Origin of the sequence: Phormidium sp. FACHB-592 (genome assembly GCF_014695795.1) — a bacterium.
Classification (GTDB): Bacteria; Cyanobacteriota; Cyanobacteriia; order Leptolyngbyales; family Leptolyngbyaceae; genus Stenomitos.
In genome coordinates this window covers 44,909-68,156 of sequence record NZ_JACJOZ010000100.1, presented here as the reverse complement: position 1 = coordinate 68,156, position 23,248 = coordinate 44,909, and the positions used below count along the sequence as shown (strand labels likewise).

Here is a 23,248-nt window from a genome sequence, read left to right as displayed (position 1 = left end):
TTCTTTTTGAAGAATAAGCCCGATCGAGTCAATGGCTAAAGACTGAAACCGAGCGATCGCGTTCTTTAAGAAAGGCTTCAACTGTAGCGCGATCGGGCAAGGATGACTGTGCACCTGCTTTCGTTGCCGATAGTGCTCCGGTCGCGGCACCCCAGACGATCGCCTCTCGGATCGATAACCCTTCTGCTAAGGCGGCGGCAAGCCCGCCATTAAAAGCATCACCAGCTGCAACGGTGTCTACTGCCTCTACTTTGAATGCTGGTATAAAGAACGATTCCTCCGGTGTCGCGCAGAAAACCCCGGTTGCGCCTAGCTTGATTACAACTGTTGCAACGCCTCGTTGCTGCAAGATGGTAGCAGCTTGGGCAGCGGTATCAGCATCATGGACTGGAAACCCCACCAATTGTGCGGCTTCGATCGCGTTGGGTGTGATGATGCTAATCAGTGCATAGAGGTCAATTGGCAGATCTGCCTGGGCAGGGGCGGGATCTAAAATCACTTTTACGCCTGCGTTACGAGCGGCTTGTGCGGCTGCCACTACAGCAGGTAACGGAATTTCAAGCTGCAACAGGAGGGCGGTGGCTCCGGGTAGATGCTGGCTCAAGCGATCAACATCCACTGCACTCACCGTGCCGTTTGCCCCTGGAATCACAATAATGTAGTTTTCACTGCGATCATCCACGGCAATGATTGCCACACCGGAATGGTGGGATTCATCCGCTAAAACGTCCTCTGTATGAACACCAGTCGAGCGGAGACTAGAGAGTAGCTCCTGCCCAAAACTATCACTACCAACACGACCAATCATTATGGTTGGTACATTGAGCCGTGCCACCGCTACAGCCTGATTTGCGCCCTTGCCACCGGGAGCAGTCGCAAAACTGTAGCCAAGCAGCGTTTCTCCAGGAACGGGTAGCGATGGAGTTCTAGCAACGAGATCCATATTGATGCTGCCAAAAACGATGATAGATGGGGAGTTCATAAGTCTGTCAGATAGGTTAAATGAGAGCCTAGAAGTTACTTTTTATTACGCCTGCTGCTGTTTTAAGAGTAGGAGAAACGCCGAAAGCCTTTATTAAGAATGCTTTGAGCATACAGGCATCAGGAATCTATCTTGAGGAATAGGTGATTGAAGTATGAGTTTATTTTGCAAATCGTCACGGTAGAATAGAGCTTAGAGAGCTAAATTGAATCGAAGTCTGCAACATTTAATAACACGATCTTTCAACCGTTTAACTATTGGCTGCATTCACCTTATACCTGTTTAATGATGCTTTAATACAAGCAACTTGATGCTTTGAAAGATTGTAATCTTGTTGTCTTGGAATAAAGCAAGCATCAAATTAGCGAATGCTCCATTCTCTCAAAGTTCCTCAAAAAATGAGCGTTTCACATTATAAGGTGAGGTTTTGAAAAGCTAATAGTCCAGACACTTATAGCCGCATCTAATTGAGTTTTGGCGACTCAAATTAATTGTGTTGCGAATTGAATTGTAGATCTTGATTCTTCTGGCTCCCTCATAACGAGTTGGCAGGAATAAACGTGAAGAAAATTGACTTTAAAGAGATTGCCACTAACAGTTCCCCACGACAGAACAGTAGTGTGACTGGCATGGTTATAGCTGGCATGGTTGGGTTGGCTGGTAGTGCGTTTGTTGCTTGTACGCCTGGTGCTGAGACTAATAGCAGTGTGAATCCGCCCGTTCAAACTGGCGATTTGCAATCGATCGCTGTAACCGTTGGTGATCTCAGCAATCCCTTTTTTGTCTTGATGGGTCGCGGTGCTGAAACTGAGGCAAAAAAGATTGGTGGGGACAAGGTGAGAACAACAATTGTCTCCAGCGGTTATGACTTAAACCAACAGTTTAATCAGATTGAAAACTTCGTTGCATCGAAGACAAATATCATTGTGCTGAATGCAGCCGACAGCAAGGGCATAGCGCCAGCAGTGGCAAAAGCCAAGCAAGCAGGGGCGATCGTCATTGCGGTTGATACGGGCGCTGAAGGTGGGGTCGATGCCACCATTACTTCTAACAATGTGCAGGCGGGAGAGCTGAGTTGCCAGTACATTGTTGATCGCCTCAAAGGAAAAGGTAATGTTGTCATCGTCAATGGTCCGCCGGTTAATTCGGTCATCGATCGCGTCGAAGGCTGTGAAAGCATCTTTGCAAAAAATCCTGGTATCAAGGTGTTATCAAAAGACCAAAACGCTGAGGGTAGCCGTGATGGCGGCTTACGCGTGATGACCGATTTGCTCACCTCTTTCCCTCGCATTGATGCCGTTTTTTCCATCAACGACCCCAGCGGTATTGGGGCAGAGCTAGCAGCCAAACAGGCAAAACGGAGCGAATTCTTCATCGTGAGTGTGGATGGTGCGCCCGAAGCAAAACAGGCGATCGAAGATCCCAAAAGCCTTTTTGTCGCTACGGCTGCTCAAAATCCGTTAGGGATGACGCAAAAAGCGGTTCAAGTCGGCAACGACATTTTGCACGGCAAAAAACCGGCTAATCCCAACATTTTGATTCCCGTCAAATTGATTACCCGCGAAAACGTCAGTCAGTACCAAGGCTGGACAGGAGAATAACTCATGACCATCGATACACAAACCTCTGGTTCCAATGCGTCGATCGCCACCCCCGTTCTAGAGATGCGGGGTATTACTAAACGCTTTAATGGTGTGCCAGCACTGCAAAACGTCAATTTGACGATTTATCCAGGTGAAGTGCACGCGTTGATGGGCGAGAACGGCGCGGGCAAAAGCACGCTGATGAAAATTCTGGCGGGTGCGTACGTTGCTGATGAGGGTGAGATCCGCATCAATGGCGAACCCGTTGATATTGCTGACCCAGGTCGGGCACGACGGGCAGGTATCACGCTGATTTATCAGGAGTTGAACGTTGCGCCTAATTTGACGGTGACGGAAAACATCTTTATGGGCAGCGAGTTGCGACGGGGGCAGTTTCTCGATCGCGCCCAGATGGAAAAACAAGCAACCAACGTACTAGCAACTCTAGGAGCCGACTTTGCGCCCAATGATGTTGTATCTAGTCTGTCGATCGCCGAGCAACAGCAGCTTGAGATTGCGCGTGCGCTCAAAGACCAAAGCCGCATTCTGGTTATGGATGAACCCACGGCAGCCCTGTCTGATCGCGAAACCGAGCACCTGTTTGAGGTAATTCGCAAACTTCGCAGTGACGGCATTGCCATCATCTACATCAGCCACCGTATGGAGGAGGTATACGCCCTGGCCGATCGCATTAGTGTGCTGCGTGATGGCGAATATATTGGTAGCCTCACCCGCGACGAAATTTCGGCCGATCGTCTGGTGCAAATGATGGTTGGCAGAGCCGTAGGGGATTTTTACGAACATCAGCGGCAAACCAACGTTGGCGCCCCCGTGCTGGAAGTCAGAAACATTAGTGATGGACGGAAGGTAAAGCCAGCTAATCTAACACTTCATGCAGGTGAAATCGTTGGCTTATCGGGCTTGGTAGGCGCGGGACGCACCGAGCTATCGCGGCTCATTTTTGGTGCTGATCCAAAAGTATCGGGTGAAGTCATCCTGAATGGCAAGAGACTAGAGATTAACTCGCCAGGAGACGCGATTGATGCAGGCATTGGTTATGTGCCTGAAGATCGCAAAGACCAGGGTTTATTTCTAGAAATGAGTGCTGGCAAGAATATCGCGCTCAACTCGCTGCAACAAGATTCTAGAGCCGGGATGATTAACTTCGGCACGATCGGCAAAATTGCCTCGGATGCGGTCGAGAGCTTTAATATCCGGTTGGCAAATCTGGAGATCCGCGCGATGGATTTGTCTGGTGGCAACCAGCAAAAGCTGCTGCTGGCACGCTGGCTGGCGATTAAGCCCAGAGTCATTCTGCTGGATGAACCCACTCGCGGCGTTGACATCGGTGCCAAAAGTGAAATTTATCGCATCATCAGTGACCTTTCCGCTCAAGGCGTTGCCATTCTCATGGTGTCTAGCGAACTGGCAGAAATCGTGGGTATGAGCGATCGCGTTCTCGTGATGCGCGAGGGGGAATTAGTGGGTGAGTTGGGCGGTACGACCGGTACAGCGATTACACAGGAAAACATCATGGCATACGCTACAGGCGCATCGGAGGTAACAGCATCATGAGCCAAACTGAGCTAAGACCGTTAGGACGGAACACCGGCGATCGACCCAAAGCGCGATCGCGGGGCGGCACGAAAAACTGGCTGCAAGTGGCAGGTATTCTGCCCATTCTGCTGCTGATCTGCATTCTCTTTACCGTCCTCTCGCCGAACTTTCTCAATGCGGGCAATATGGTTAACATTGCCCGCCAAGCTTCGATCAATATCGTGCTGGCAACAGGGATGACATTCGTGATCCTCACGGGCGGTATTGACCTTTCTGTTGGTTCTATTCTCGGTGTGTCGGCAGTGGTTGCCGTGCTGGTGTCCCTTTTGCCTGCCTTAAGTTGGGCAGCCATTCCCGTCGCGCTGCTCACAGGTTTGCTGATTGGGCTAGTCAATGGTGCCCTGATTGCCTTCCTTGATTTGCCGCCGTTTATTGTCACCTTGGGTGCGCTAACGGCATGGCGAGGTGGAGCCTATCTCGTTGCAAACGGCACAACAGTGATCAATCGTGACCTCGGTTTCGCCTGGATTGGCAATGAATATTTGGGTCCGTTGCCCTGGCTGGTGGTAATTGCGCTGCTGGCGATCGGGGCAAGCTGGTTCATCCTGAAGCGCACTGTTTTAGGTGTACAAATCTACGCGGTCGGTGGCAATCAGCGTGCAGCAAGGCTCACAGGTATCAAGGTCAACCGTGTGCTGCTGTTTGTTTATGGCGTGAGCGGTTTGCTGGCAGGACTAGCGGGCGTTATGAGTTCCAGTCGTCTCTACAGCGCGACAGGAATGTTAGGCAATGGGTACGAGTTAGATGCGATCGCCGCAGTTATCTTGGGCGGCACTAGCTTCACGGGCGGCATTGGCACCATGCCCGGTACATTACTAGGTGCGCTGATCATCGCCGTGCTAAACAACGGTCTGACGCTGCTGAATATGTCCTACTTCTGGCAGCTCGTTGTGAAAGGTCTGGTGATTATTGTTGCAGTGACGATCGATCGACTCCGCAGACGAGGATCGCGGTAGCAGTCGAGAGCCAGTTTGTAGAGGAGCTAATGTCTTACAAGCTATAAGCACTGATGCAGAAATCGCGAAAGCTTACCGTTTCAGCCTTCAGGTTTGTCCTGACTAACTCCTCTCAAAATGTCCGTTAATCTTGATATTGAGTCTCTAATAGTTTGGGCAGAGATTGCGTTTACACCTTCATTAAAAGCCCTATACGTATATAGACATAATTCTTTCATTAGATAGACGATTTTTTTTGGTTACCCCTTCTACATTGAGAAAAATGTTCGAGTAGAAGCGATGACACAGGTTTGGCTTTGGCTGGGATGCATCAGCATGACCGTAGGATCAATCTTTTTTGGCTTTGGAGCCGATCGTGCAAAAGGTAAGTCGTGGCAGATTGTTTATTGTTTGAATTTCTTTATTTGTGCTATTGCCGCATCGTTGTATCTGGCAATGATTTTTAAGCAAGGCTTTACCTATATTGGCGATCGTCCTGCCTACCTAACTCGATACTTAACCTGGACTTTTTCTACCCCATTAACGCTCATCTTACTTAGCTATCTTGGGCGAACCAGTATTGTCATTGCAGCCAGTATGATCGGTGCTGATGTTTACATGATTGTGACTGGGTTTGTTGCCACAATTTCATCCAAACCAATTAGTAACGTTTGGTATATTGTGAGCTGTGGTGCTTACGCAGGGTTGGTGTATTTGTTGTTGAAATACTATCGCCAGCAAGCAGAGCAACATTACCCCCGATCCAAGAAAACCTTTAAACGCTTATTAACAGTTCACATCGCCATTTGGACGGCTTATCCGATCGTTTGGATTCTTGCAAGTACTGGTTTTAACGTAATCGGAAGTGTTGCCGAATCTGCCTGTTATACGATTCTGGATGTGGCGGCTAAGGTTGGCTTCGGATTCTTGGCTTTGAATTCGCTTCAGCAGTTAGAACAAGCTGAAGATGTGACCCAATACCAGCAAGAGCGAGCCCTCACTTAATCTTAAAGAGCGCTAAACCTACACCTTGCTGTCTCCGCTGCTTTGAATCTCCTTCAACACAGAGACTAACAATTCAACTAACACAATCAACGACGAAAGCGGGCGATCGCGTTTATCTCTGCTGCGATCGCCTCTCATCCCTGTCTAAATTCATTGAGAATACGCTGACGCAAGAGGTTAAAGTCGCTGGGGTAAAGCTCTGCCTGAGAAGACCAAGCAGCTTCCACGCGATCGAGCACTTCAAAAACCTGAGGCACACCCAGATGCAGTTTTTCTAGGAAGTCGCGGTGGGCAAACACGTCTTGAGGAGCGCCTTGCAGCACCAATTTTCCCTGATCAACCACAAACACCCAATCTGCCCAACTGTAGACCAGATCTAAATCGTGGGTTGCCATCAGAATTGTCGTGCCTGCTGTCCAGATTTGTTTAAGCTTAACCATTAAATCGCGAGTGTGCAGGCGATCGAGGTAAGCAGTAGGTTCATCCAGCAACAGCAGTTCAGGTTGCATGACCATCACATCTGCCAGTGAGACGCGCTTCTTTTGCCCCAGGCTAAGATGATGCACCGGACGATCCACCAATTCGGTCAGTCCAAACGCGACGATCGCCTCACCGACCCGTTGCGCGATCTCATCCTCTGGTAAGCCTAAATTACAAAGCCCATAGGAAATATCTTCTTCTACCGTAGACGCGACCAACTGTTGTTCAGGATCTTGAAACACCAGTCCCACTCGCTGTCGCAGTGCCATCAGTGAGGCGCGATCGTACTGTAATGGCTTCCCCTGCCACCGCACCATACCCTGCTGCGGCTTATACAAACCATTTGCCAACAGAAACAGCGTCGTTTTACCACACCCATTCTGCCCAATAAGCGCACAGCGTTTGCCAGTTGGAATGCCAAGTGTTAAACCTTGAAGGGCAGGCTGAGGACTCCCTACATAGGTGTAACCAACTTGCTCAAACTCCAACAACATACTGCCATCCCGTAAGCGCCACCAAAACTGCGCAGCCAAAGAGTGCTTCTAGACTATAGCGTTTAGAGGTTTTGTAACGACGAGAATGCCAGATGCGAATATCGCCTGTAAAGCCGCGAGAGTCGAGAGCTTGAGACACCTGACGATAGTTTTCGAGCGTGCGGCGGAGCAATTGACCTACTAATAGCCCCAAGCTTTTCATCCACAGTCGCCAAGTGCGGTAGCCGCCGCGTGCTTGCTGCGCTGTCCAAATTTCACTGGCAGTCCGTAGCATCACAAAGATAAAGCGATACATCAACAGCAACAATTCAGTGAGCAATGCTGGGCACCCAACGCGGCGCAGACTGTCTAGCAGTTCAGTAAAGGGCACGGTGAGCATGATGAAGTAGATGCAAGCTGTGGAGGCGATCGCTCGTGCCGCCAATGCTCCTGCTTGCTGTATGCCATGCCTACTGAGATACAGGTAAACGTTGCCCCAGGTAATGCCCTGCCAAATATCTGCCTGCACCGCTGCCAGATGCTCTACACCTACGCCACTGATAATAAAAGCGGGCAAACTGGTCAACCAGAAACCAATCGGAATCAAGAGCAGCCGAAAATAGATGAATGCTGGAATTTTGGCATAAATCACAGTCCACACGCTGAGCCAAACCGCGATCGCAAGCTGAATAGAAACACTAGTGCAGTAGGTGATCAGCAAAAGGGCGATCGCAAACAGTAGCTTATGTTCCGGTGGCAGCTGCCGCAGCCGATTGGTGTATGCCAGTGTGTCAATTTGCAGAGCCATAAACCGTTAGCAAGTTAAAAAGTTTTAGGCAGCTTTAGATTATTTGTAAGGGCGTGAATGTTTAGGTAATCACATAAGCTGGGGAACATAGAGTAAGACACCTAATGAGTTAAGTAAAGCCGTGCTACAAGAATTTAGTACATTACCAAACCTAAAGCTTTTAGAGAGGGAAAGATTACCAGAATGTTCTGCAATTTACTTTGCGATCTCTCGTGATCAGGTTCTCTACGTTGGTCTGGCAACAAACTTAAGAAATCGTTGGCAAAAGCATCATCGTTCACCTCAACTTGAAGCAATCAATAAACGATGTGAGGTCAGGCTATTTTGGCTTAGTTGTGCTCAGAAAGAGCTTAATGAGCTTGAGCAACAGTACATTGAATATTACTGTCCAACCTTAAACCAAACGAAAATACCGGAGCGACAGCTCATACCCAGCTTCCAGATGCTCACGCTGTCATTAAAGAAATTGAGCGAACGAGTAATCTGTTTTGGAGTATGTCCCGCAGATAACCAACAGTTGAAAACATTGTTTTTGGGTTACTTAGCTGGATATAGAGAAATGCAGCTTGCAACAGCTACTCTTCGTAAAAGCTTACAGGCGATCACAAAAAAACCAAATAGTTTATTTAGATGGACAGAGGTTACTCGACGCAAAGATGGTGCTCATTGGTTGACAAGATGTAATGGGATCGAAATTCAACTAATCCCTTGGTTTGGAGAATGCGTCATGCATAATCCCAGTATGTATGAAGTGATGGTAGAGAAGCGGTTTAGTACACGGACTTCAATTCCTGCACCTGAGTATGAATCTATGCGACAGGAAGTAAAAGCAATGTCATTTAGAGAAAGGCTAGAATTGGCTCGTAGTTCAGAAATTGGTCAAAAATTATTTCCATTAGAATGTGCGGCGCAATTCCGTACTGTTAGCGGTGTAGAAATTCTTTGTTTAACTGATAGCCAACTACAAGCCCTACTCTCAGACCATTCAAATCTTCAAGAGCAGCATCCTAAAATGACTGCTGTCCATAGTGATCCAGTGCCTAGCTTGGAGTTTTAACTCGATACCCTTACTAATCCTCATCAACCTCAAGTGCTGATAATGTTCTGAGCAATGATGAAATCTTTGCTAGGACTCGCACTCTCACAGCTCGTACAGACGAACAAAATTTGTTGCTGCATCGCTCAACCTTGCTCGTCTTTTTTGCGTCGCTCCGATCGTCCTTTATACAGCCCTAAAACGTAGCCCGTTACGCCCGCGCCTACACCTGCTTGAGCCGCAAATAAGAACGTTTGCACTTCAGGACCAGAATCTTTAAGGATAGGTTCAAACCAGGGCTTATAGTTTGGATGATCTTTCTCGATCGCAGTCACAAAACTGCTATCAGTTGCGCCAAATTCTTTGCCCTGGAGCACCAATAACGGACCAAAGGCTAGAACCAAAACCCCAATGATTAACAACCAATTACTGGGTAGTTTCTTCATCGCTTATGCATCCTGTTCCAAAAGTTTGAGCGTTTGCAATTCTTGCTTGCCATACTGTTGCAACCAGCCCCAAACCATCACTGTTAGCAGCCCTTCACTAATCGCTAGTGGCAATTGAGTGACAGCGAAGATGCCCGTGAACTTAAGCAATGAAGCAATGAAACCACCCTGCACCGCCGGAAACGCTAGTGCGAGTTGAATAGCGGTCATTAGGTAAGTTAGTAAGTCTTGCAAGACTACAGCCAGAAACACCGCCAGCTTTTGCTGACCCGTTTTCATCACAGTGTTGTAAACCATATAGGCGACTAATGGACCGACGATCGCCATTGAGAAGACATTTGCGCCCAGCGTTGTAATGCCACCGTGTGCGAGTAAGACTGCCTGAAAGATGAGCACCAAAGTACCTAGCACCGTCATGGTAAGCGGACCAAACAAAATAGTACCTAACCCAGTCCCGGTCGGGTGCGAAGAACTTCCGGTGACAGAGGGAATCTTTAAAGCTGAAAGAACGAACGTGAATGCGCCTGCTAATGCCAACAGCAGCTTTAACTCAGGATTTTGCTTTGTGATGCGAGTGAGCGATCGCAGCCCTACTAGAAAAAACGGTAGCGACACAGCCCACCAAAAAGCAGCCCACTGTATAGGCAAGAATCCTTCTGCAACGTGCATTGCATAGGCTGGCTGGGCAGAACCTAGCAATAAATAACAACTTAAGCCAGCCATTAATCCCAGGCTGACCCATTTCCGGTAGCGTGTCTTCATCCTGTGCCTCGCAGATAAGACGGTATCCTTAAACGACTTGGCAGGTGTTCTGACTTAAAGAGTATTGAGTTTTCAATCTTAAATTTCCTGTTGGTTAGCCCAACTCAAAACTCATCATTCAAAACTCATCACTTTTCTCACAGTTGCGGGACAGCGGTAGAGTTTCACTACACTTTCCCTCTTTCCTCTGACAGTTTTCCGCCAGAACCGAGTCGTGAGACTCAGCATACGTGATTAGGAAGATCTTAGAAACCAGATCCCCAAATAGTTCAGATCCCCGACTTCTTTAAGAAGTCGGGGATCTAGAGTTTTTAGAAATGGTGTTTTGGACACTAACCGCCAATCTGTATCCGTCGTTCAAATTCTTCGCGGGTGCTTTCAAGCAGGGCAAGCGCTTCTGGATAAATGTCGCTGTGTTCTTGCTTTACCCATCCTAGTAAGCGCGTTAATTGCGCGTTACGTAGCTCTAAGTCAGTTTGAAAGATAGCAGCAGTCGCCATGTGCTTGGCGTACTCTGTTGGATGCCCTTGCGTCATGAATGTGGCGGTTAACGCAGCAAGCGCGTGTTGACGAATTGGATCGGGCGTCTGTTCAGAAAGCATTGGTAACAAAAGTGAAAGGATGAAGTGTAAACCAACTGCTGGAGAGCATTTCCCTTGACTCAAATTAAGTGAGAATCAAGGGAACGCCCGTGGAGTCGTCAACGAGGAACACTAAACCGACCGACGTTGATCTGACAATAGTTGGTAAGCTGCTAGAAAGTCATCCGTAAATATCTGGATAGTGGATGCATCAGTAGAACCTGCGGCTCGGTAGCGCCGAATTGCTTCTAGCGCTGCCTGGTTGCTAAGAAGCGCCAGATCTGCTCCATTCCAGCCATCAGTTTGAGTTGCCCAATGCGTTAGATCGACGGCTGCTAGAGGACGATCGTCGTTATGAACCTGCAAAATCGCCAGCCGTGTGGGCAGATCGGGCAAATCAACTTTGAGTTGAAGGTCTAACCGTCCAGCGCGGAGAAGGGCAGGATCGATCGCGTCCGGTCGGTTGGTCGCACCAATGAGCAAGACATTAAGGCAGCCCTGAAGTCCATCGAGTTCGGTCAGGAGTTGCCCAACCACACGATCGCTCACTCCCGAATCACCGTTGAATTTACCGCGCACGGGCACCAGCGTATCGATTTCGTCAATAAAGACCACGCACGGAGCCGCCTGCCGTGCTTTAGCAAATAACTCACGCACTTCTTGTTCAGCAGCACCTACCCAGCGGCTTAACAATTCGGGACCGTTCACGGCGATGAAGTTGGCTCTTGCCTGCGAGGCAACCGCTTTTGCCAGCAAGGTTTTGCCGGTTCCCGGTGGTCCCCATAGTAAGATGCCGCGTGGCGCTTTAGCTCCGGTGCGCTGGTAGAGTTCGGGATACAGCAAGGCTCCTTCCACCGATTCTTGCAACGTGCGCTTGATCGCTTCCAGTCCACCGATTTGCTCCCACGGTATGTTAGGCGACTCAACTTCAACCGATCGCAGCACTGAAGGTTTCACCTCTTTGAGCGCTTGCAGGAAATCTGACTGGTTAAGCGTCATGTCGTCTGGAATGGCTCCTTGTAGCGAGGGCACCTGGCGACGTAAAGCGCTATAAGCAGCTTTTTGACAAACCGCTTTGATATCGGCACCCACCATACCCACTGTTAAATCAGCCACGATCGCTAAATCCACTGACTCATCTAGCGGCATGGTGCGGGTGAGAATGGTGAGAATTTCTAGGCGACCATGGCGATCGGGCACACGAAACTGCACTTCGCGATCAAACCGACCGGGACGACGCAGCGCTGGATCAAGATGATCGGGGCGATTGGTCGCTGCCAGAATGATCACGCCCTTCGTTTGAGCAAAGCCATCCATCAAGCCCAGCAGTTGTGCCACTAGACGCTTTTCGACTTCACCTTCCACTTTGCTGCGATCGGGTGCAAGGCTGTCAATTTCATCAATAAATACAATGCAGGGAGCCGCTTTTGTTGCTTTCTCAAAAATGCCGCGCAGGCGTGCCTCTGCTTCCCCGTAGTATTTGCCCATCACTTCGGGACCGACGATCGCAATGTAGTTCACGCCCAATTCTTGCGCCAAGCCTCGCGCTGTGAGCGTTTTTCCTGTTCCTGGCGGACCCACCAACAGCACACCACGCGGCGGTTCCAGCCCCAGTTTTGCCAACAGATCGGGACGCTTCAGCGGAATCTCCACCAGTTCCCGCAGTTCTTTCAGCACGTCAGACAGTCCACCCACATCGTTGAGCGGAGCCGATGTTTCACTATCATTGGCATCACGATCGCTGGAAGGCGGTGTCACAATAACATCCGGTGCCGGCGTTGCTTCTTCTGCTCCCCCTGCCTCCGATCGCATTCGACTCACCCCAATACCACCAGGAATATTGCCTTGTCGAGGTATGCTGCTCAAACTACGGGCATTAATCTGAAAGTTGGTTTTTAACTCTCCCTTCTCGGCTTTTTCTTCCAGGACTTTCGCTAGTTCAAGCAGTTGCTCAAATCCCTTAAATAAATCGCTCATCGTTCTATCTCAGCAATGGTATCCCGACAGTGGGTCTACCTCTAGTAAGCCCACTTTAGGAGCCGGGCTTACACCCTGCAAACGGTTGTCTGTTGAACTGGGATACAAACCTGAAATTCTGCGCCCTGTCCGGGTTCTGAGTGGCATTCTAGTGAGCCTCGATGCTGCTCCGCAATGATTTGATAGCTGATGTATAACCCTAATCCAGTGCCTTGCCCAACTGATTTAGTTGTAAAGAAGGGATCGAATAAGCGTGGCAGTGCTGATGGAGAAATGCCAGGACCATTATCTCGAATGCGGACGATGACCTGTGTATCAGAACATTCTGTAATGATCGTGATGGTGGGTAAGGGTGAGTCAACGGCTTTGCTGCTGAGTTGCCCATTGGGTTGGGCGTTGTGCGTTTCTGCTAGTGCATCAACCGCATTAACCAGAAGGTTCATAAAAACCTGATTGATTTGCCCAGCGTAGCACTCGACCAGAGGCAGCTTGCCGTAGTGCTGGACGATTTGAATACCAGGGCTTTCAGCGTTTGGCTTTAAACGGTTTTGGAGCATGAGTAAGCTGCTGTCAATGCCCTCATGCAGGTCGCTTGGTTTCATGCCCGCTTCATCCAGTCGGGAGAAATTTCGTAGGGAAAGCACAATTTGACGGATGCGATCGGAGCCAATTCGCATGGAGGACAGCAGTTTAGGCAGATCTGCTCGTAAAAAACTCAGATCCATCGTCTCAATTTCGGTCTGGATGGCTGGAAGTGGCTCTGGATAATATTGTTGGTAGAGATCAACTAGGTGGAGCAAGTCTTGTACATATTGCTCGGCTGGGTGAATGTTTCCGTAGATGAAATTGATTGGGTTGTTAATTTCATGTGCAACCCCAGCAACCAATTGCCCTAAGCTGGACATCTTTTCGCTCTGTACGAGTTTTGACTGAGTGTCTTGAAGGGTTCGTAGCGTTTGTTTCAACCGCTGTGCTTGCTCGCGCGATCGCCCTTCCGACTGACGTAGCGCCTCTTCTGTTTGTTTAATCGTTGTAATGTTGTGGAAAACAGCAACACCCCCGCAAAGAATGCCGCTATCATCCCGCAGCGATCGCGCTGTCGCACTCAGCCAGATACTTTCGTCTTTTTGGGGCGATCGCACCAGCATTTCGGTTGCGTTAACAGCTTCTCCATGAATGGCACGGACTAACGGAAACTGCTCGGTTGGGTACGGCGTTTTAGCATCGGGTAGGTAAAAACTGCCAAGGTTGGCTTGCTGCGTTGTCCATTGCTCTAACGAGCTACTATCAGGCTGCACCCCAAGCACCTGCTTGGCAGCCGGATTGATGAACAAAAAACGACCGGCTTCATCCGCCACCATGACACCATCGCCCATACTTTCCAAAATCGATTTCAGGACTCGTAAGGCTTCTTCGGAGTAGGCTAACTGCTGTGCGCGTTCCTGTAGGTCTACCAGTGCCGCTTCTAACCGCACCGACTTTTCTAAGGTTTCTTGCTCATAAACCTCTAGGAGTTCCTCCAATGCAACAACTTGCGCTCGGAGTTGCTCAACTTCTTGAGACTCAGTGACATGGTTTGTATCGTTCACGCTAAATATTTTCCCTATACAGAAGGGTGATTGTCGGACTGTCGATGCAACCATTGGAGTCTTGCACTATAGCGGTCTCAGTTAGGCAAACACGGTGCTTTTGTCAAAGGGGAGCACTGCCATTTTGGCGTTGAGAGCCAACGTTTTGAACATATCTGCCGTAGCGTCGGGGATAGGCACCTTGGAGAACAGAATGATGGCTATGAGGTTACCAGAGGGTAAGATGCCGCCAAAGCCCAGTACTGATTGCACTCCGCAAGGAGTGACAAACTCTGCCTGTGCTGGAACAAACGCACTATTAGCTGCCTGCGCTACATGAAAAACGTTGTAGGTTTTCTGCTCTAGATCTGCCAGTAAATTAGGATCAGGAGCCAGCACAGTACCGATTTCTAGCCCAAACTGCTGGATCAGTTGAGAGATCATTGGTGATTGGGCAACCAACTGTTCACTAACTAATGGAATCGCTTGATGCCCGATCGATGCCTGTCTGGCATTCCATTCGGAGCGATCGCCAGCCGTAGCCAGTAGCGTCAGGCATTTAGTTGTAGGCACATCTGGCTGTTTGCCCAACATTCGATCAGCAAATTGTTGGAGTTCGATCGTTAAATCCTCATAGGAGTGAGTTTTGAAAAAGCGTGTGAGCGCAAACGCACTAGCCTCCGTCTGCTCATCACTAAACTGTTCATAGAAATAGCGAACGATCCGATCGGCTGCTTGCTCCATACTCGTCGCCCCTACACCCAGCTTCCGTAGAGCAGTGCCACATTCGGTCATATCGCTTAGAGTAAAGTTTGTCAGGTTGTACATAGCACTGATACGCCTACAGGGTTTAACTTCGTTGCGTTGCACCCGACTATCTCATCACTCAAACGCGCTATGAAGTAATACTCATTACATGAAGGGTTCCCATCTGGTTCGTTGCACTATCAGATAAGAAAGAGTAGAGTTCCTTGCAGTCAGCGGGGTACTCTGTGGATATGGAACTTCAGCTTTATGACTCGCTTCACCTGACTATGTTTAGCGGCAAGGGCGGTGTTGGCAAAACAACTCTCGCCTGCGGCTTTGCGCGACAATGGGCACAACGATTTCCTGATGAGTCAATTTTGCTGCTGTCTACCGACCCAGCGCACTCATTGGGTGATGTACTGCAAATGACGGTTACAGACGACCCTCAACCTGCTGTAGATCTGCCGAATCTCAAGGTGCGATCGCTCGATGCAGAAACCCTCCTACAAGCGTTCAAGAGCGATTACGGCAATGTATTAGAGCTGTTGGTCGAACGAGGTAGCTTTGTCGAAAACGAAGACCTGACACCCGTTTGGGATCTAAGTTGGCCCGGATTAGATGAATTGATGGGCATTTTGGAAATCCAGCGGCTGCTGCGCGAACATGAAGCCGATCGTGTCGTGGTCGATATGGCTCCCAGCGGACATACGCTCAATCTCTTCGGCTTAATGGATTTTCTGGATGAGTTTCTGAGTGCCTTGGAACTCTTTCAAGAAAAGCACCGCGTCATTAGCCAATCCTTTACGGGGCGCTACACCGCCGATCAGGCTGATGCGTTTTTGCAAGACATGAAAGCAGACCTTGTGGGTGGACGGCAGCTACTTCAGAATCAGGATGCCACTGCTTGCTTGGTCGTGGCGATCGCCGAACCGATGAGCCTTTTGGAAACTCAACGCTTTCTTACAGCGTTAGAAACTTTGAAGATTCCAGTTGGTGGGGTGTTTGTGAATCGTCTAGTGGAGGCAGAAGGCAGAAGGCAGGAGGCAGAAGTAGGGGAGGCAGAGGGCAGCAATCAAGAATCTTTTCATCCTTCATCCCCCGCCCTTCTCGATCGCCTCGCTGAGCAGCAACAACTTCTGTCTAAATTCATTGCCCTAGCAGATCAGAAGCCAATTTTTGCTGTACCGCAGCAAGCGCAAGAGCCAGCGGGGACGATCGCGCTAGATCATCTTTTCACCCAAATTCAGCCAGCAACGGTAGAGTCAGTCGTCATTACAGCACCGCAGATACAAGTGCCAGAGAAGATTCTGCCTGGTTTTGGCGATTTTATAGCGGCGGGACGACAACTGATTTTGGTCGGTGGCAAGGGTGGCGTGGGCAAAACGACGGTAGCAGCAGCGATCGCGTGGGGGATGGCAGAGCGTTATAGCGATCGTAAGATTCGGGTGATTTCGATCGATCCCGCCCATTCGCTGGGAGATGCTTTTGGGCAAGCTCTGGGGCATGAGGCGATCGCGCTGACATCCAACTTGAGCGCGCAAGAAGTAGATGCTGAACAGGTGCTCGATCAGTTTCGGCAAGACTATCTGTGGGAACTGGCAGAGATGATGAGCGGCGAAACCAGTGATGGTGAGACTACGCTCAAGCTTGCTTATGGTCCCGAGGCGTGGCGAAAAATTGTGGCGCAGGCGTTGCCGGGTATTGATGAGATGCTGTCGCTGGTGACAGTAATGGAACTGCTGGAATCTAAAGCCCAAGATTTGATTGTGTTGGATACGGCTCCCACAGGACACTTGCTGCGCTTTTTGGAAATGCCATCGGCAATGGGTGACTGGCTTGCCTGGATCTTTAAGCTGTGGATAAAGTATCAGGATGTGCTGGGACGTACTGATTTAATTGGACGTCTACGGACGCTACGGCAACGGGTGATGCAGGCACAAAAAAAGCTGAAAGATCCAAAATACACTGAGTTTATCGGCGTGATTCAGGCGCAAGCGGCAATTACAGCCGAAGCCCAACGGCTAGCCATAACGCTAAACGACATGGGCATGGCTCAGCATTACATTGTCCAAAATCGCTTTGAAGCGGGACAAAAGCTAGCAGAAGGGCTGTTTTCGGAACAGACGATCGTCCATTTACCAGGGTTGCCCCGATCGATCTCGCCTAGCAATCGCATTCAGATGGCAGCAAAATTATTATTTTAACGGTCAGTATGGTCAGCAGTCACGGCTAAAATACTGGTACTCATTCATTCTGCATGAGCCGCCTGGTTAACCTTTGAAGGAAAGGAGCGATGTCTTTTGAAGTCTTGCCACTAAGAGCTGTGGTGTTTCAATGCTTATTTTTGCTGATTGCGATCGCGATCGAAGCATATGTTCTACATAGAACGTTGAGCCTGGATTACAAAACCAGTATGCAATATGCTGTCAGCGTCAATCTGCTCTCCACATTTCTTGGCTGGATCTGCTTTTTTCTCACTCAACCATTGTTACCACTAGAATGGCGCGTTCAGCTCATTAGCTTTATCTTTTTTGAGCACTTTTATGCAGATCCCATGCTACTTAATGTGGCACCGGTGCTCGTGTTTTGTGCCCTTGGTATGTTTTTAGGCACCTTTCTTGTCAAACTTAAAGGGTTAGATTTTTTGGATATTCTGCTCGAAAAAAATCCCAAGCCCAAAGCCACAAGCGAAGTGAAACCGATGCGCTTTCGCGGTCGACAAGGTCAGCTTGTGGGCGTCCGTTCTAACAGCAGAGTCTACGCTGTACTGGTTGCCAATGCTTGTAGCTTTAGTGCTATTCTGCTGCTACTTTTCTTCCGTCTGGTTGAACAATCTTACCTTCCTCGTTAGATACGTTAACTAGAATGGAAAATATTTTAAGTTTTTTAGGGCAATTAATCTCCAGCCTAATTCCTCCCAGTCTACTTTCCTGGCAGACATTTTTTTGGCTGGGTGTCTTTATTTTCTTCTTTGTAAACTTAGGTTTTAATCTTGCGATTAGACAATTTTTCTTATCCCTTCTTAGCATTGATGAGATCTTTAAGCAGTTACGCAAAACGCTCACGCCACCAAAGCCCGACTCGTGGCAAACGTTGCTCTGGATTAGCATTTTTTCCTGGGCAATGTCGCTTTTGCCTGCCCGCGAATGGATGCAAGGTTTTATTGCCACATGTGCCTGGTTCTTTCTGATTCCAGGCATTCACTGGTTCATGCATGAGGAAAAGTTCAAGGTTTTTGACCTAACGCTTAATATCAAAAAAGGGCTAACTATTGGTGGTTTGTATCTTGCTCCCTGGATAACAGGTGCCTTAATCTGTACCCTTCTTTTTTCCGGTTTGCCGGAGGAGGAGCGCACTCGCATCGCCTTGCTTTCTTGGCCACCGATTTCAGCCGTGATTGCAGCATTGCCAAAGTTCATTGGAATCGGTCCAAAGTACAAAACTCCTAACCCAGAGGCACGTCAAGATCTTGTGATCTTATTGCTTTCCAACCTCCTCTTGAGCTGTTGGTTTCAGCTTTTCTTTCTAACACAATCCTGGCTGGTTGATTACCCTAGCCTCATCACTGAAGACTTAAGTAAAAGTGCGTTTGTGATTAAGTTTGTGAACAATCCTACTGAATCTCGTGGTGTGACGATTTTGGATCAGGCAGAGGTTGTTTTGAAAGAACAGTTGGATGGGCGATCGTGGTCACAGGTAGAGCGGTGGTTGCTAGAGTTAGAGCCGCAAATGCAGCAGCTAGAAGATGTTGTGATGACCCGCATTTCGCCTGTAAAAGAGAACTCGTTGTGGGGTTTGCAGGGTCAAGTCTTGCCGAGAACAGAGTACCAGATGCAGATGATGGCGGTCTGGCAAGGACCATCGGCTGATGGCACCGGGTATTATTTGATGAAGTCTTGCCAAATAACTCGTGTGCCTGATACGCGTCGATCGATCGCACGCACAGTTGCATCGACTCAGATTGCTAGAGTAACGTGTGATGCTGTGACGGACCCGACCGCAGGGCAACCAGGGGATGGAGGAGGGATGCTGAGTGAAGGGGTGAAGGAGTAAAGGGGTAGGAGGGCTAAGTGAGCCAGCATTGATCCATCCCTTGCCCATCGGCAGCGCTGCCGCAAATTTTCTGTCGTGATGTTATGGAAGCCTTCGCTAGAAGGGGTTTGACAAGTTTACAACAAGCATGAGTTTGAGAAAGTAAGTATGAATGCGGCTAGAACATTGGTCATTACAACAAATGTGTTTCGTGAGGTGATGCGCGATCGCGTCCTCTATCTCATTGGCTTGTTTGCGCTGTTTCTCGTTGCCTGTTTGCGCCTGCTGCCCGAAATTGCCGCCGCAACCGAAAATAAAATTCTGCTAGATGTGGGTCTAGCAGCAATGAGCTTACTAGGTCTGGTTATTGCGGTTTTTGTTGGAACGGGACTAATTAACAAAGAAATTGAGAAACGGACTGTGCTGGCGCTACTTGCTAAACCAATCAGCCGTACCGAGTTTATTGTTGGCAAACATCTGGGCTTATCGGCCGTGCTGGCGGTGCTGGTGGCAACGATGACCGCTATTTATATGGCAATTCTGGCTTTTGGTCGCGTGCCATTCCCCGCTGGTAGCATCCTTGTTTCATCACTCTACTTATTTCTCCAGCTTTCGCTGATTACTGCTGTGGCGATCGCGTTTGGCGTGTTTACCAGTTCGCTACTAGCAACGCTGCTCACGTTTGCGGTTTATTTTATGGGCAACTTTAGCCGCGACCTGGTGACGCTGGGCACTCTCAGCAAAAACCCAGCCATTGAAAACATGACCCGAAGCCTCTATTTGGTGCTTCCCGATCTGGCGCGGTTAGATCTCAAAAATCAGGCAGTGTATGGTCAACTGCCCAGCCTCACAGCACTGCTGGAGAATGCTCTCTATGGGATTCTCTACATTGTGGCGTTGCTGGCGATCGCCACCTTCGTTTTCTCGCGCCGTGAGTTTTGACTCTAGGCTGGGATTGCTTTAGCTAGCTTTGCTCCACGCAACGTAGGGTAAGCGTGATGCTGTTGCTTTTACTGCCTCTGCTTGAGCAACCAACTGCCCGCATGCATCCCAGGTGCCGCTGATCATCATTTGACGCACGCCTTCGCCGATCACTACTGGCATTGCAACATCGCCATACTGTACTGTCAACGCTTCTAAATTAATAGTTACAGGCAGGTTAGGGGTTGCCGTGATCGCGTCCTGCAACTGCTTTACCGCTTCAGGCGTAGCCGTTACGCAGGGAATGCCCATTGCTACACAGTTCCCAAAGAAGATTTCGGCAAAGCTTTCACCAACAATCGCCTGAATGCCCCATTTGGCGATCGCTTGCGGTGCATGTTCCCGCGACGAGCCGCAGCCAAAGTTGTTGTTTACAACGAGAATTGTTGCGCCCTGATAGGTCGGCAAATCAAAGGGGTGCTGCCCCTTCGCCTGTGTGCGATCGTCGGCAAACACTTCGGCACCCAGCCCATCAAACGTCACACAGCGCAAAAAGCGGGCGGGAATAATGCGATCGGTGTCGATATCATTGCCAACAACCGGAATGCCGCGTCCCGAAACTGTTTTGACTTCGCTCACCATAGGATCTACCGCTAATAAAGAAGATCCAGTATAGAACGGATTAATCGTACAACGTCAGTGTGTTGGCATGGGAAACTGGGTTTAGAGGCACTAGTCTAACGGTGATCGTCCTCGATACACACTTGGACAACAGTTGCATGGGAACATCAGCCTGAACACGTTAGTCTAGCGGTGGAGCTAGGATCGTCCAACTCATGAACCTGAGATTTTCGCAAGACCTGGAGAACCTGCTTAATCGCCTCATCGAAAAGCCGCTGACGCTGGGCGACATTCTGGCAGAAACGTCGGAGCGAGGCTTTGGTCTGGTGATTGTGCTGATGGCATTACCGTTTTTACTGCCAATGCCACCAGGGTTTGCAGGTCCGTTAGGTTTTGGCTGTCTGGTGTTGTCAGCGCAGATGGCGTTGGGACGACGATCGCCCTGGTTACCCAAACGTATCGCCCGATTTCAGTTTCCAAACTGGCTCGCGCTCAAGTTACTAACTTTGCTTCGGCAAGTGACAGGGCTGCTGGAGAAAATTGCCCGACCACGGCTGCGACGGCTTGCTGAAAGTCATCAAATCTGGCGGCTCAACGGGGTGTGCATTGCGTGGTTAGCTTTTTTGCTCATGCTCCCTATTCCCTTTACCAACCCCATCCCCACGACTGGAATTCTGCTGTTGGCAGTTGCCACACTAGAAGCAGATGGCTTGTTAATGTGTATTGCATATGGCATGACGATCGCGATTACCCTGGCAGTGGCAGGCATTGGCTATATGCTTTGGCAGTCTCCCACTTTCTTTCAGAACTTGTTTCGCTAGGCTTTACCCGAAACACACAAACTACTGCGTCGGTTGTGTGTTTGGTGCTACCGCGACAGCACCCGTTAGCCAATCACAAAAGGGTCAAGCTTATAATCGTTCCACGCCTTCTGGTACCGCTCTGCAACAAAGGGTCGTACTACGAATTTGGGTGGCGTGCCCGCTTGCACATCAATGCGGAGAAACGAATAGGGTCGTCGTCGCTGTGATCCTTGCCCGCTCCGCCCCACAAACAGTTCTGACTTGGCGACTACGGTTTCACTCGCTGCACCAGACCGACTGAGCCATTCTGTTACGTTTGCGCCTTCTTCTCGCTGGCGGCGTAAACTAAAGCCACTACCGCCACAGATAATCCAATTTGTGTTTGCGTCAGCGTGCCCCGTATCAGCTGTGCGGAGATATTCCAAGCAATGAGCGTGACCATTCAGCACGAGATCAACAATAGGACGATCGCCCGCCCGATCGCCCACCGCTTTAGCCACGGCGTTTAACACCTGTCGGAGTCGATCGCGCACGGCTAGCGTTTGTGCCTGGTGCCATTTCGTTGCTTCTGTCACATAGGGCGGATGGTGGAAAAAGAGGATTCGCCCCCGTACTGCGTCTGTATGCCATGACTCAATCAGCCGCTTCTCTAGCCATGCCATTTGCTCTGAATCCGTTTCTGTTCTTCCGTCAGAGGCAAGCTGCTTCGTAATATCTTGCGTGACTTCGGTGAGCTGCTCTAGCTTGGCGTGTAGGTCATCCATCCGTTCTGCATCATCTGGGTCATCAGGCTTCAGTTTCGTAAGGGTCAGCAAAATTTCCTGTATCTGGTTGTCTATGTCTGTTCGTTGCTGTTCTAACTGACGACGGTACTGGTCTCCAGCAGGATTTTTGGGTAGGGCGATCGGTGCATTGATGGTGTTTGAATCCAGCGCGAAGAAGTCAATGCCGCCAGACCGAAACGTGTAGTAGCGGTTGGGCAGGCGAGTGAAGCGTCCCGGTTGATAGCTTAAGCAGCGTCCTGTTTCGGTTTTAGCCGTGTAGTGTTGATCCAGATGCCGTTCTAACTCGGCTCCGGGTTGGTAGGCTTTAAGGTAGTCCAAAAAGGCGCGGGCGTATGCGTTTCCCTGCATTGAACCACGCCAACTGACATCTAAATCAAGGTGTGCCCGCAGCAGTCTACGCAGCGGGATCGTGATCTGTGACAGCACGCCAAACAGCACAGACATATCGTAATAGTCGTGGTTACCGGGAATGGGCAGAAACGGCAGGTTGAACACCATGCGATCGTAGGCAATGTGCTTGGAGTCATTGCCGCCGACCAGAAACTCCCGATACGGCTCAATAAAGTTGGGAGGGTAAAAGGTACTTGAGCCAGTCAGGTAAACAACATCACCTGTATGCAGCACAAAGCGACAGCCGTCTCGCTGCTGCACCATTTGCTCGGCAATGCGCCGCTGAGGGTTGTGCCCCCGATGTGCGCCAGAACCGCTATCTCCTAGCACTAGAAAGGAAAACTCTGGGCTGTCCTCCTGGTTGTCATCCAGCACCAGACGAGTTTGGTCAATGTCTCGCTGCACGATCGCCTGTTCACCCCAACGGACGCGCTGACGCATCTTGAGGATTTTGGTCGCGATCGACGGATCGGTGACAAACTCCATGACAAATTAACTCCGTGTTTTGACCTTTAGTGCTGTCCTTATAACAACCTACACTGATTGTAATGGTTGCTTCATAAGGCTTCGCTTGATCTTTCTTTGGCTTTAAACCCGTTCCTCCACCCTTAGGTAGAGTAAAAGCGTCGCGATTTCTTTTAACTTCAATAGTGCAAAGAGCTGATGACTCCAAAACCCCAGGGCAACCTGGGGCTT

21 protein-coding genes and 1 riboswitch are annotated in these 23,248 nt (G+C 49.5%); of the genes, 10 read left to right on the top strand and 11 right to left on the bottom strand.

Features of this window, described 5'->3' with window-relative positions:
- Positions 1–28: 28 nt before the first annotated feature.
- Positions 29–982 carry a ribokinase gene (rbsK, locus tag H6F86_RS26505; RefSeq protein ID WP_190452930.1) on the bottom strand — a complete coding sequence of 318 codons (954 nt, stop codon included), beginning with the start codon at positions 980–982 and terminating at the stop codon, positions 29–31.
- 560 nt (positions 983–1,542) lie between these two features.
- Here rbsK and H6F86_RS26500 point away from each other — a divergent pair.
- The 4 genes from H6F86_RS26500 (at position 1,543) to H6F86_RS26485 (ending at position 6,122) form a co-directional block, all read left to right on the top strand.
- Positions 1,543–2,583 (top strand): ABC transporter substrate-binding protein, encoded by a 1,041-nt coding sequence (locus H6F86_RS26500; protein WP_347241153.1) that lies wholly within the window; start codon positions 1,543–1,545, stop codon positions 2,581–2,583.
- A gap of 3 nt (positions 2,584–2,586) precedes the next feature.
- Positions 2,587–4,140, top strand: a complete 1,554-nt coding sequence (locus H6F86_RS26495; protein WP_190452928.1) for a sugar ABC transporter ATP-binding protein — start codon at positions 2,587–2,589, stop codon at positions 4,138–4,140.
- Positions 4,137–5,138 carry a ribose ABC transporter permease gene (locus tag H6F86_RS26490; protein WP_190452927.1) on the top strand — a complete coding sequence of 334 codons (1,002 nt, stop codon included), beginning with the start codon at positions 4,137–4,139 and terminating at the stop codon, positions 5,136–5,138. Before H6F86_RS26495 ends, H6F86_RS26490 begins: the two co-directional genes overlap by 4 nt.
- Before the next feature lie 279 nt (positions 5,139–5,417).
- A complete protein-coding gene (locus H6F86_RS26485) occupies positions 5,418–6,122 on the top strand; it encodes a bacteriorhodopsin (protein ID WP_190452926.1) in 705 nt (234 codons plus the stop codon).
- Between the two features lie 134 nt (positions 6,123–6,256).
- Here the strand turns inward: H6F86_RS26485 and H6F86_RS26480 are convergent, their stop codons facing one another.
- On the bottom strand, positions 6,257–7,096 hold the full coding sequence (locus H6F86_RS26480; protein WP_190452974.1) for an ABC transporter ATP-binding protein: 840 nt from the start codon (positions 7,094–7,096) through the stop codon (positions 6,257–6,259).
- Positions 7,080–7,883 (bottom strand): cobalt ECF transporter T component CbiQ, encoded by an 804-nt coding sequence (gene cbiQ, locus H6F86_RS26475; RefSeq protein WP_190452925.1) that lies wholly within the window; start codon positions 7,881–7,883, stop codon positions 7,080–7,082. Before cbiQ ends, H6F86_RS26480 begins: the two co-directional genes overlap by 17 nt.
- 121 nt (positions 7,884–8,004) lie before the next feature.
- On the opposite strand from cbiQ, the gene H6F86_RS26470 reads away from it, so the two are divergent.
- Positions 8,005–8,940, top strand: coding sequence for a GIY-YIG nuclease family protein (locus tag H6F86_RS26470; RefSeq protein WP_190452924.1), 936 nt, complete (start codon positions 8,005–8,007; stop codon positions 8,938–8,940).
- A 125-nt stretch (positions 8,941–9,065) separates the two neighbouring features.
- Here H6F86_RS26470 and H6F86_RS26465 read toward each other — a convergent pair whose 3' ends face one another.
- From H6F86_RS26465 to H6F86_RS26440, 6 genes are all read right to left on the bottom strand, one after another.
- Complete coding sequence (locus H6F86_RS26465; protein ID WP_190452923.1) at positions 9,066–9,365, bottom strand: energy-coupling factor ABC transporter substrate-binding protein; 300 nt, start codon at positions 9,363–9,365, stop codon at positions 9,066–9,068.
- 3 nt (positions 9,366–9,368) lie between these two features.
- Positions 9,369–10,127, bottom strand: coding sequence for an energy-coupling factor ABC transporter permease (locus tag H6F86_RS26460; protein ID WP_190452921.1), 759 nt, complete (start codon positions 10,125–10,127; stop codon positions 9,369–9,371).
- A 21-nt stretch (positions 10,128–10,148) separates the two neighbouring features.
- A riboswitch (cobalamin riboswitch) is annotated at positions 10,149–10,354 on the bottom strand.
- A 105-nt stretch (positions 10,355–10,459) separates the two neighbouring features.
- On the bottom strand, positions 10,460–10,729 hold the full coding sequence (locus H6F86_RS26455) for a hypothetical protein (protein ID WP_190452920.1): 270 nt from the start codon (positions 10,727–10,729) through the stop codon (positions 10,460–10,462).
- Positions 10,730–10,840: 111 nt separating this feature from the next.
- Positions 10,841–12,685 carry an AAA family ATPase gene (locus H6F86_RS26450; RefSeq protein ID WP_190452918.1) on the bottom strand — a complete coding sequence of 615 codons (1,845 nt, stop codon included), beginning with the start codon at positions 12,683–12,685 and terminating at the stop codon, positions 10,841–10,843.
- A gap of 68 nt (positions 12,686–12,753) precedes the next feature.
- A complete protein-coding gene (locus H6F86_RS26445; protein WP_347241149.1) occupies positions 12,754–14,274 on the bottom strand; it encodes an ATP-binding protein in 1,521 nt (506 codons plus the stop codon).
- An 81-nt stretch (positions 14,275–14,355) separates the two neighbouring features.
- On the bottom strand, positions 14,356–15,081 hold the full coding sequence (locus H6F86_RS26440; protein ID WP_190452913.1) for a hypothetical protein: 726 nt from the start codon (positions 15,079–15,081) through the stop codon (positions 14,356–14,358).
- A gap of 170 nt (positions 15,082–15,251) precedes the next feature.
- On the opposite strand from H6F86_RS26440, the gene H6F86_RS26435 reads away from it, so the two are divergent.
- The 4 genes from H6F86_RS26435 to H6F86_RS26420 all read left to right on the top strand — a co-directional run bounded on the left by H6F86_RS26435 (position 15,252) and on the right by H6F86_RS26420 (position 19,974).
- Positions 15,252–17,204, top strand: coding sequence for an ArsA family ATPase (locus H6F86_RS26435; RefSeq protein ID WP_242033707.1), 1,953 nt, complete (start codon positions 15,252–15,254; stop codon positions 17,202–17,204).
- 89 nt (positions 17,205–17,293) lie between these two features.
- Positions 17,294–17,851, top strand: a complete 558-nt coding sequence (gene fraC / locus H6F86_RS26430) for a filament integrity protein FraC (protein ID WP_190452911.1) — start codon at positions 17,294–17,296, stop codon at positions 17,849–17,851.
- Between the two features lie 14 nt (positions 17,852–17,865).
- Entirely contained in the window at positions 17,866–19,053 is a 1,188-nt protein-coding gene (locus H6F86_RS26425) for a DUF5357 family protein (protein WP_190452909.1), read from the top strand.
- A 147-nt stretch (positions 19,054–19,200) separates the two neighbouring features.
- A complete protein-coding gene (locus tag H6F86_RS26420; protein WP_190452907.1) occupies positions 19,201–19,974 on the top strand; it encodes an ABC transporter permease in 774 nt (257 codons plus the stop codon).
- Between the two features lie 18 nt (positions 19,975–19,992).
- On the opposite strand, the gene leuD is transcribed toward H6F86_RS26420, so the two are convergent.
- On the bottom strand, positions 19,993–20,592 hold the full coding sequence (gene leuD, locus H6F86_RS26415) for a 3-isopropylmalate dehydratase small subunit (protein WP_347241161.1): 600 nt from the start codon (positions 20,590–20,592) through the stop codon (positions 19,993–19,995).
- Positions 20,593–20,789: 197 nt separating this feature from the next.
- Here leuD and H6F86_RS26410 point away from each other — a divergent pair, with 197 nt between their 5' ends.
- Positions 20,790–21,395 (top strand): exopolysaccharide biosynthesis protein, encoded by a 606-nt coding sequence (locus tag H6F86_RS26410; protein ID WP_190452903.1) that lies wholly within the window; start codon positions 20,790–20,792, stop codon positions 21,393–21,395.
- Between the two features lie 65 nt (positions 21,396–21,460).
- Here the strand turns inward: H6F86_RS26410 and H6F86_RS26405 are convergent, their stop codons facing one another.
- Positions 21,461–23,038 (bottom strand): metallophosphoesterase, encoded by a 1,578-nt coding sequence (locus H6F86_RS26405; protein ID WP_190452902.1) that lies wholly within the window; start codon positions 23,036–23,038, stop codon positions 21,461–21,463.
- Positions 23,039–23,248: the final 210 nt, after the last annotated feature.

Bases quoted from the DNA above. Each gene is read 5' to 3' on its own strand.
- H6F86_RS26465 (WP_190452923.1), bottom strand. From the start codon at position 9,365: ATGAAGAAACTACCCAGTAATTGGTTGTTAATCATTGGGGTTTTGGTT.
- fraC (WP_190452911.1), top strand. From the start codon at position 17,294: ATGTCTTTTGAAGTCTTGCCACTAAGAGCTGTGGTGTTTCAATGCTTA.
- H6F86_RS26440 (WP_190452913.1), bottom strand. From the start codon at position 15,081: ATGTACAACCTGACAAACTTTACTCTAAGCGATATGACCGAATGTGGC.
- H6F86_RS26435 (WP_242033707.1), top strand. From the start codon at position 15,252: ATGGAACTTCAGCTTTATGACTCGCTTCACCTGACTATGTTTAGCGGC.
- H6F86_RS26460 (WP_190452921.1), bottom strand. From the start codon at position 10,127: ATGAAGACACGCTACCGGAAATGGGTCAGCCTGGGATTAATGGCTGGC.
- H6F86_RS26410 (WP_190452903.1), top strand. From the start codon at position 20,790: ATGAACCTGAGATTTTCGCAAGACCTGGAGAACCTGCTTAATCGCCTC.
- H6F86_RS26420 (WP_190452907.1), top strand. From the start codon at position 19,201: ATGAATGCGGCTAGAACATTGGTCATTACAACAAATGTGTTTCGTGAG.
- H6F86_RS26455 (WP_190452920.1), bottom strand. From the start codon at position 10,729: ATGCTTTCTGAACAGACGCCCGATCCAATTCGTCAACACGCGCTTGCT.
- H6F86_RS26485 (WP_190452926.1), top strand. From the start codon at position 5,418: ATGACACAGGTTTGGCTTTGGCTGGGATGCATCAGCATGACCGTAGGA.
- H6F86_RS26495 (WP_190452928.1), top strand. From the start codon at position 2,587: ATGACCATCGATACACAAACCTCTGGTTCCAATGCGTCGATCGCCACC.
- rbsK (WP_190452930.1), bottom strand. From the start codon at position 982: ATGAACTCCCCATCTATCATCGTTTTTGGCAGCATCAATATGGATCTC.
- H6F86_RS26425 (WP_190452909.1), top strand. From the start codon at position 17,866: ATGGAAAATATTTTAAGTTTTTTAGGGCAATTAATCTCCAGCCTAATT.
- H6F86_RS26405 (WP_190452902.1), bottom strand. From the start codon at position 23,038: ATGGAGTTTGTCACCGATCCGTCGATCGCGACCAAAATCCTCAAGATG.
- H6F86_RS26450 (WP_190452918.1), bottom strand. From the start codon at position 12,685: ATGAGCGATTTATTTAAGGGATTTGAGCAACTGCTTGAACTAGCGAAA.
- cbiQ (WP_190452925.1), bottom strand. From the start codon at position 7,883: ATGGCTCTGCAAATTGACACACTGGCATACACCAATCGGCTGCGGCAG.
- H6F86_RS26490 (WP_190452927.1), top strand. From the start codon at position 4,137: ATGAGCCAAACTGAGCTAAGACCGTTAGGACGGAACACCGGCGATCGA.
- H6F86_RS26480 (WP_190452974.1), bottom strand. From the start codon at position 7,096: ATGTTGTTGGAGTTTGAGCAAGTTGGTTACACCTATGTAGGGAGTCCT.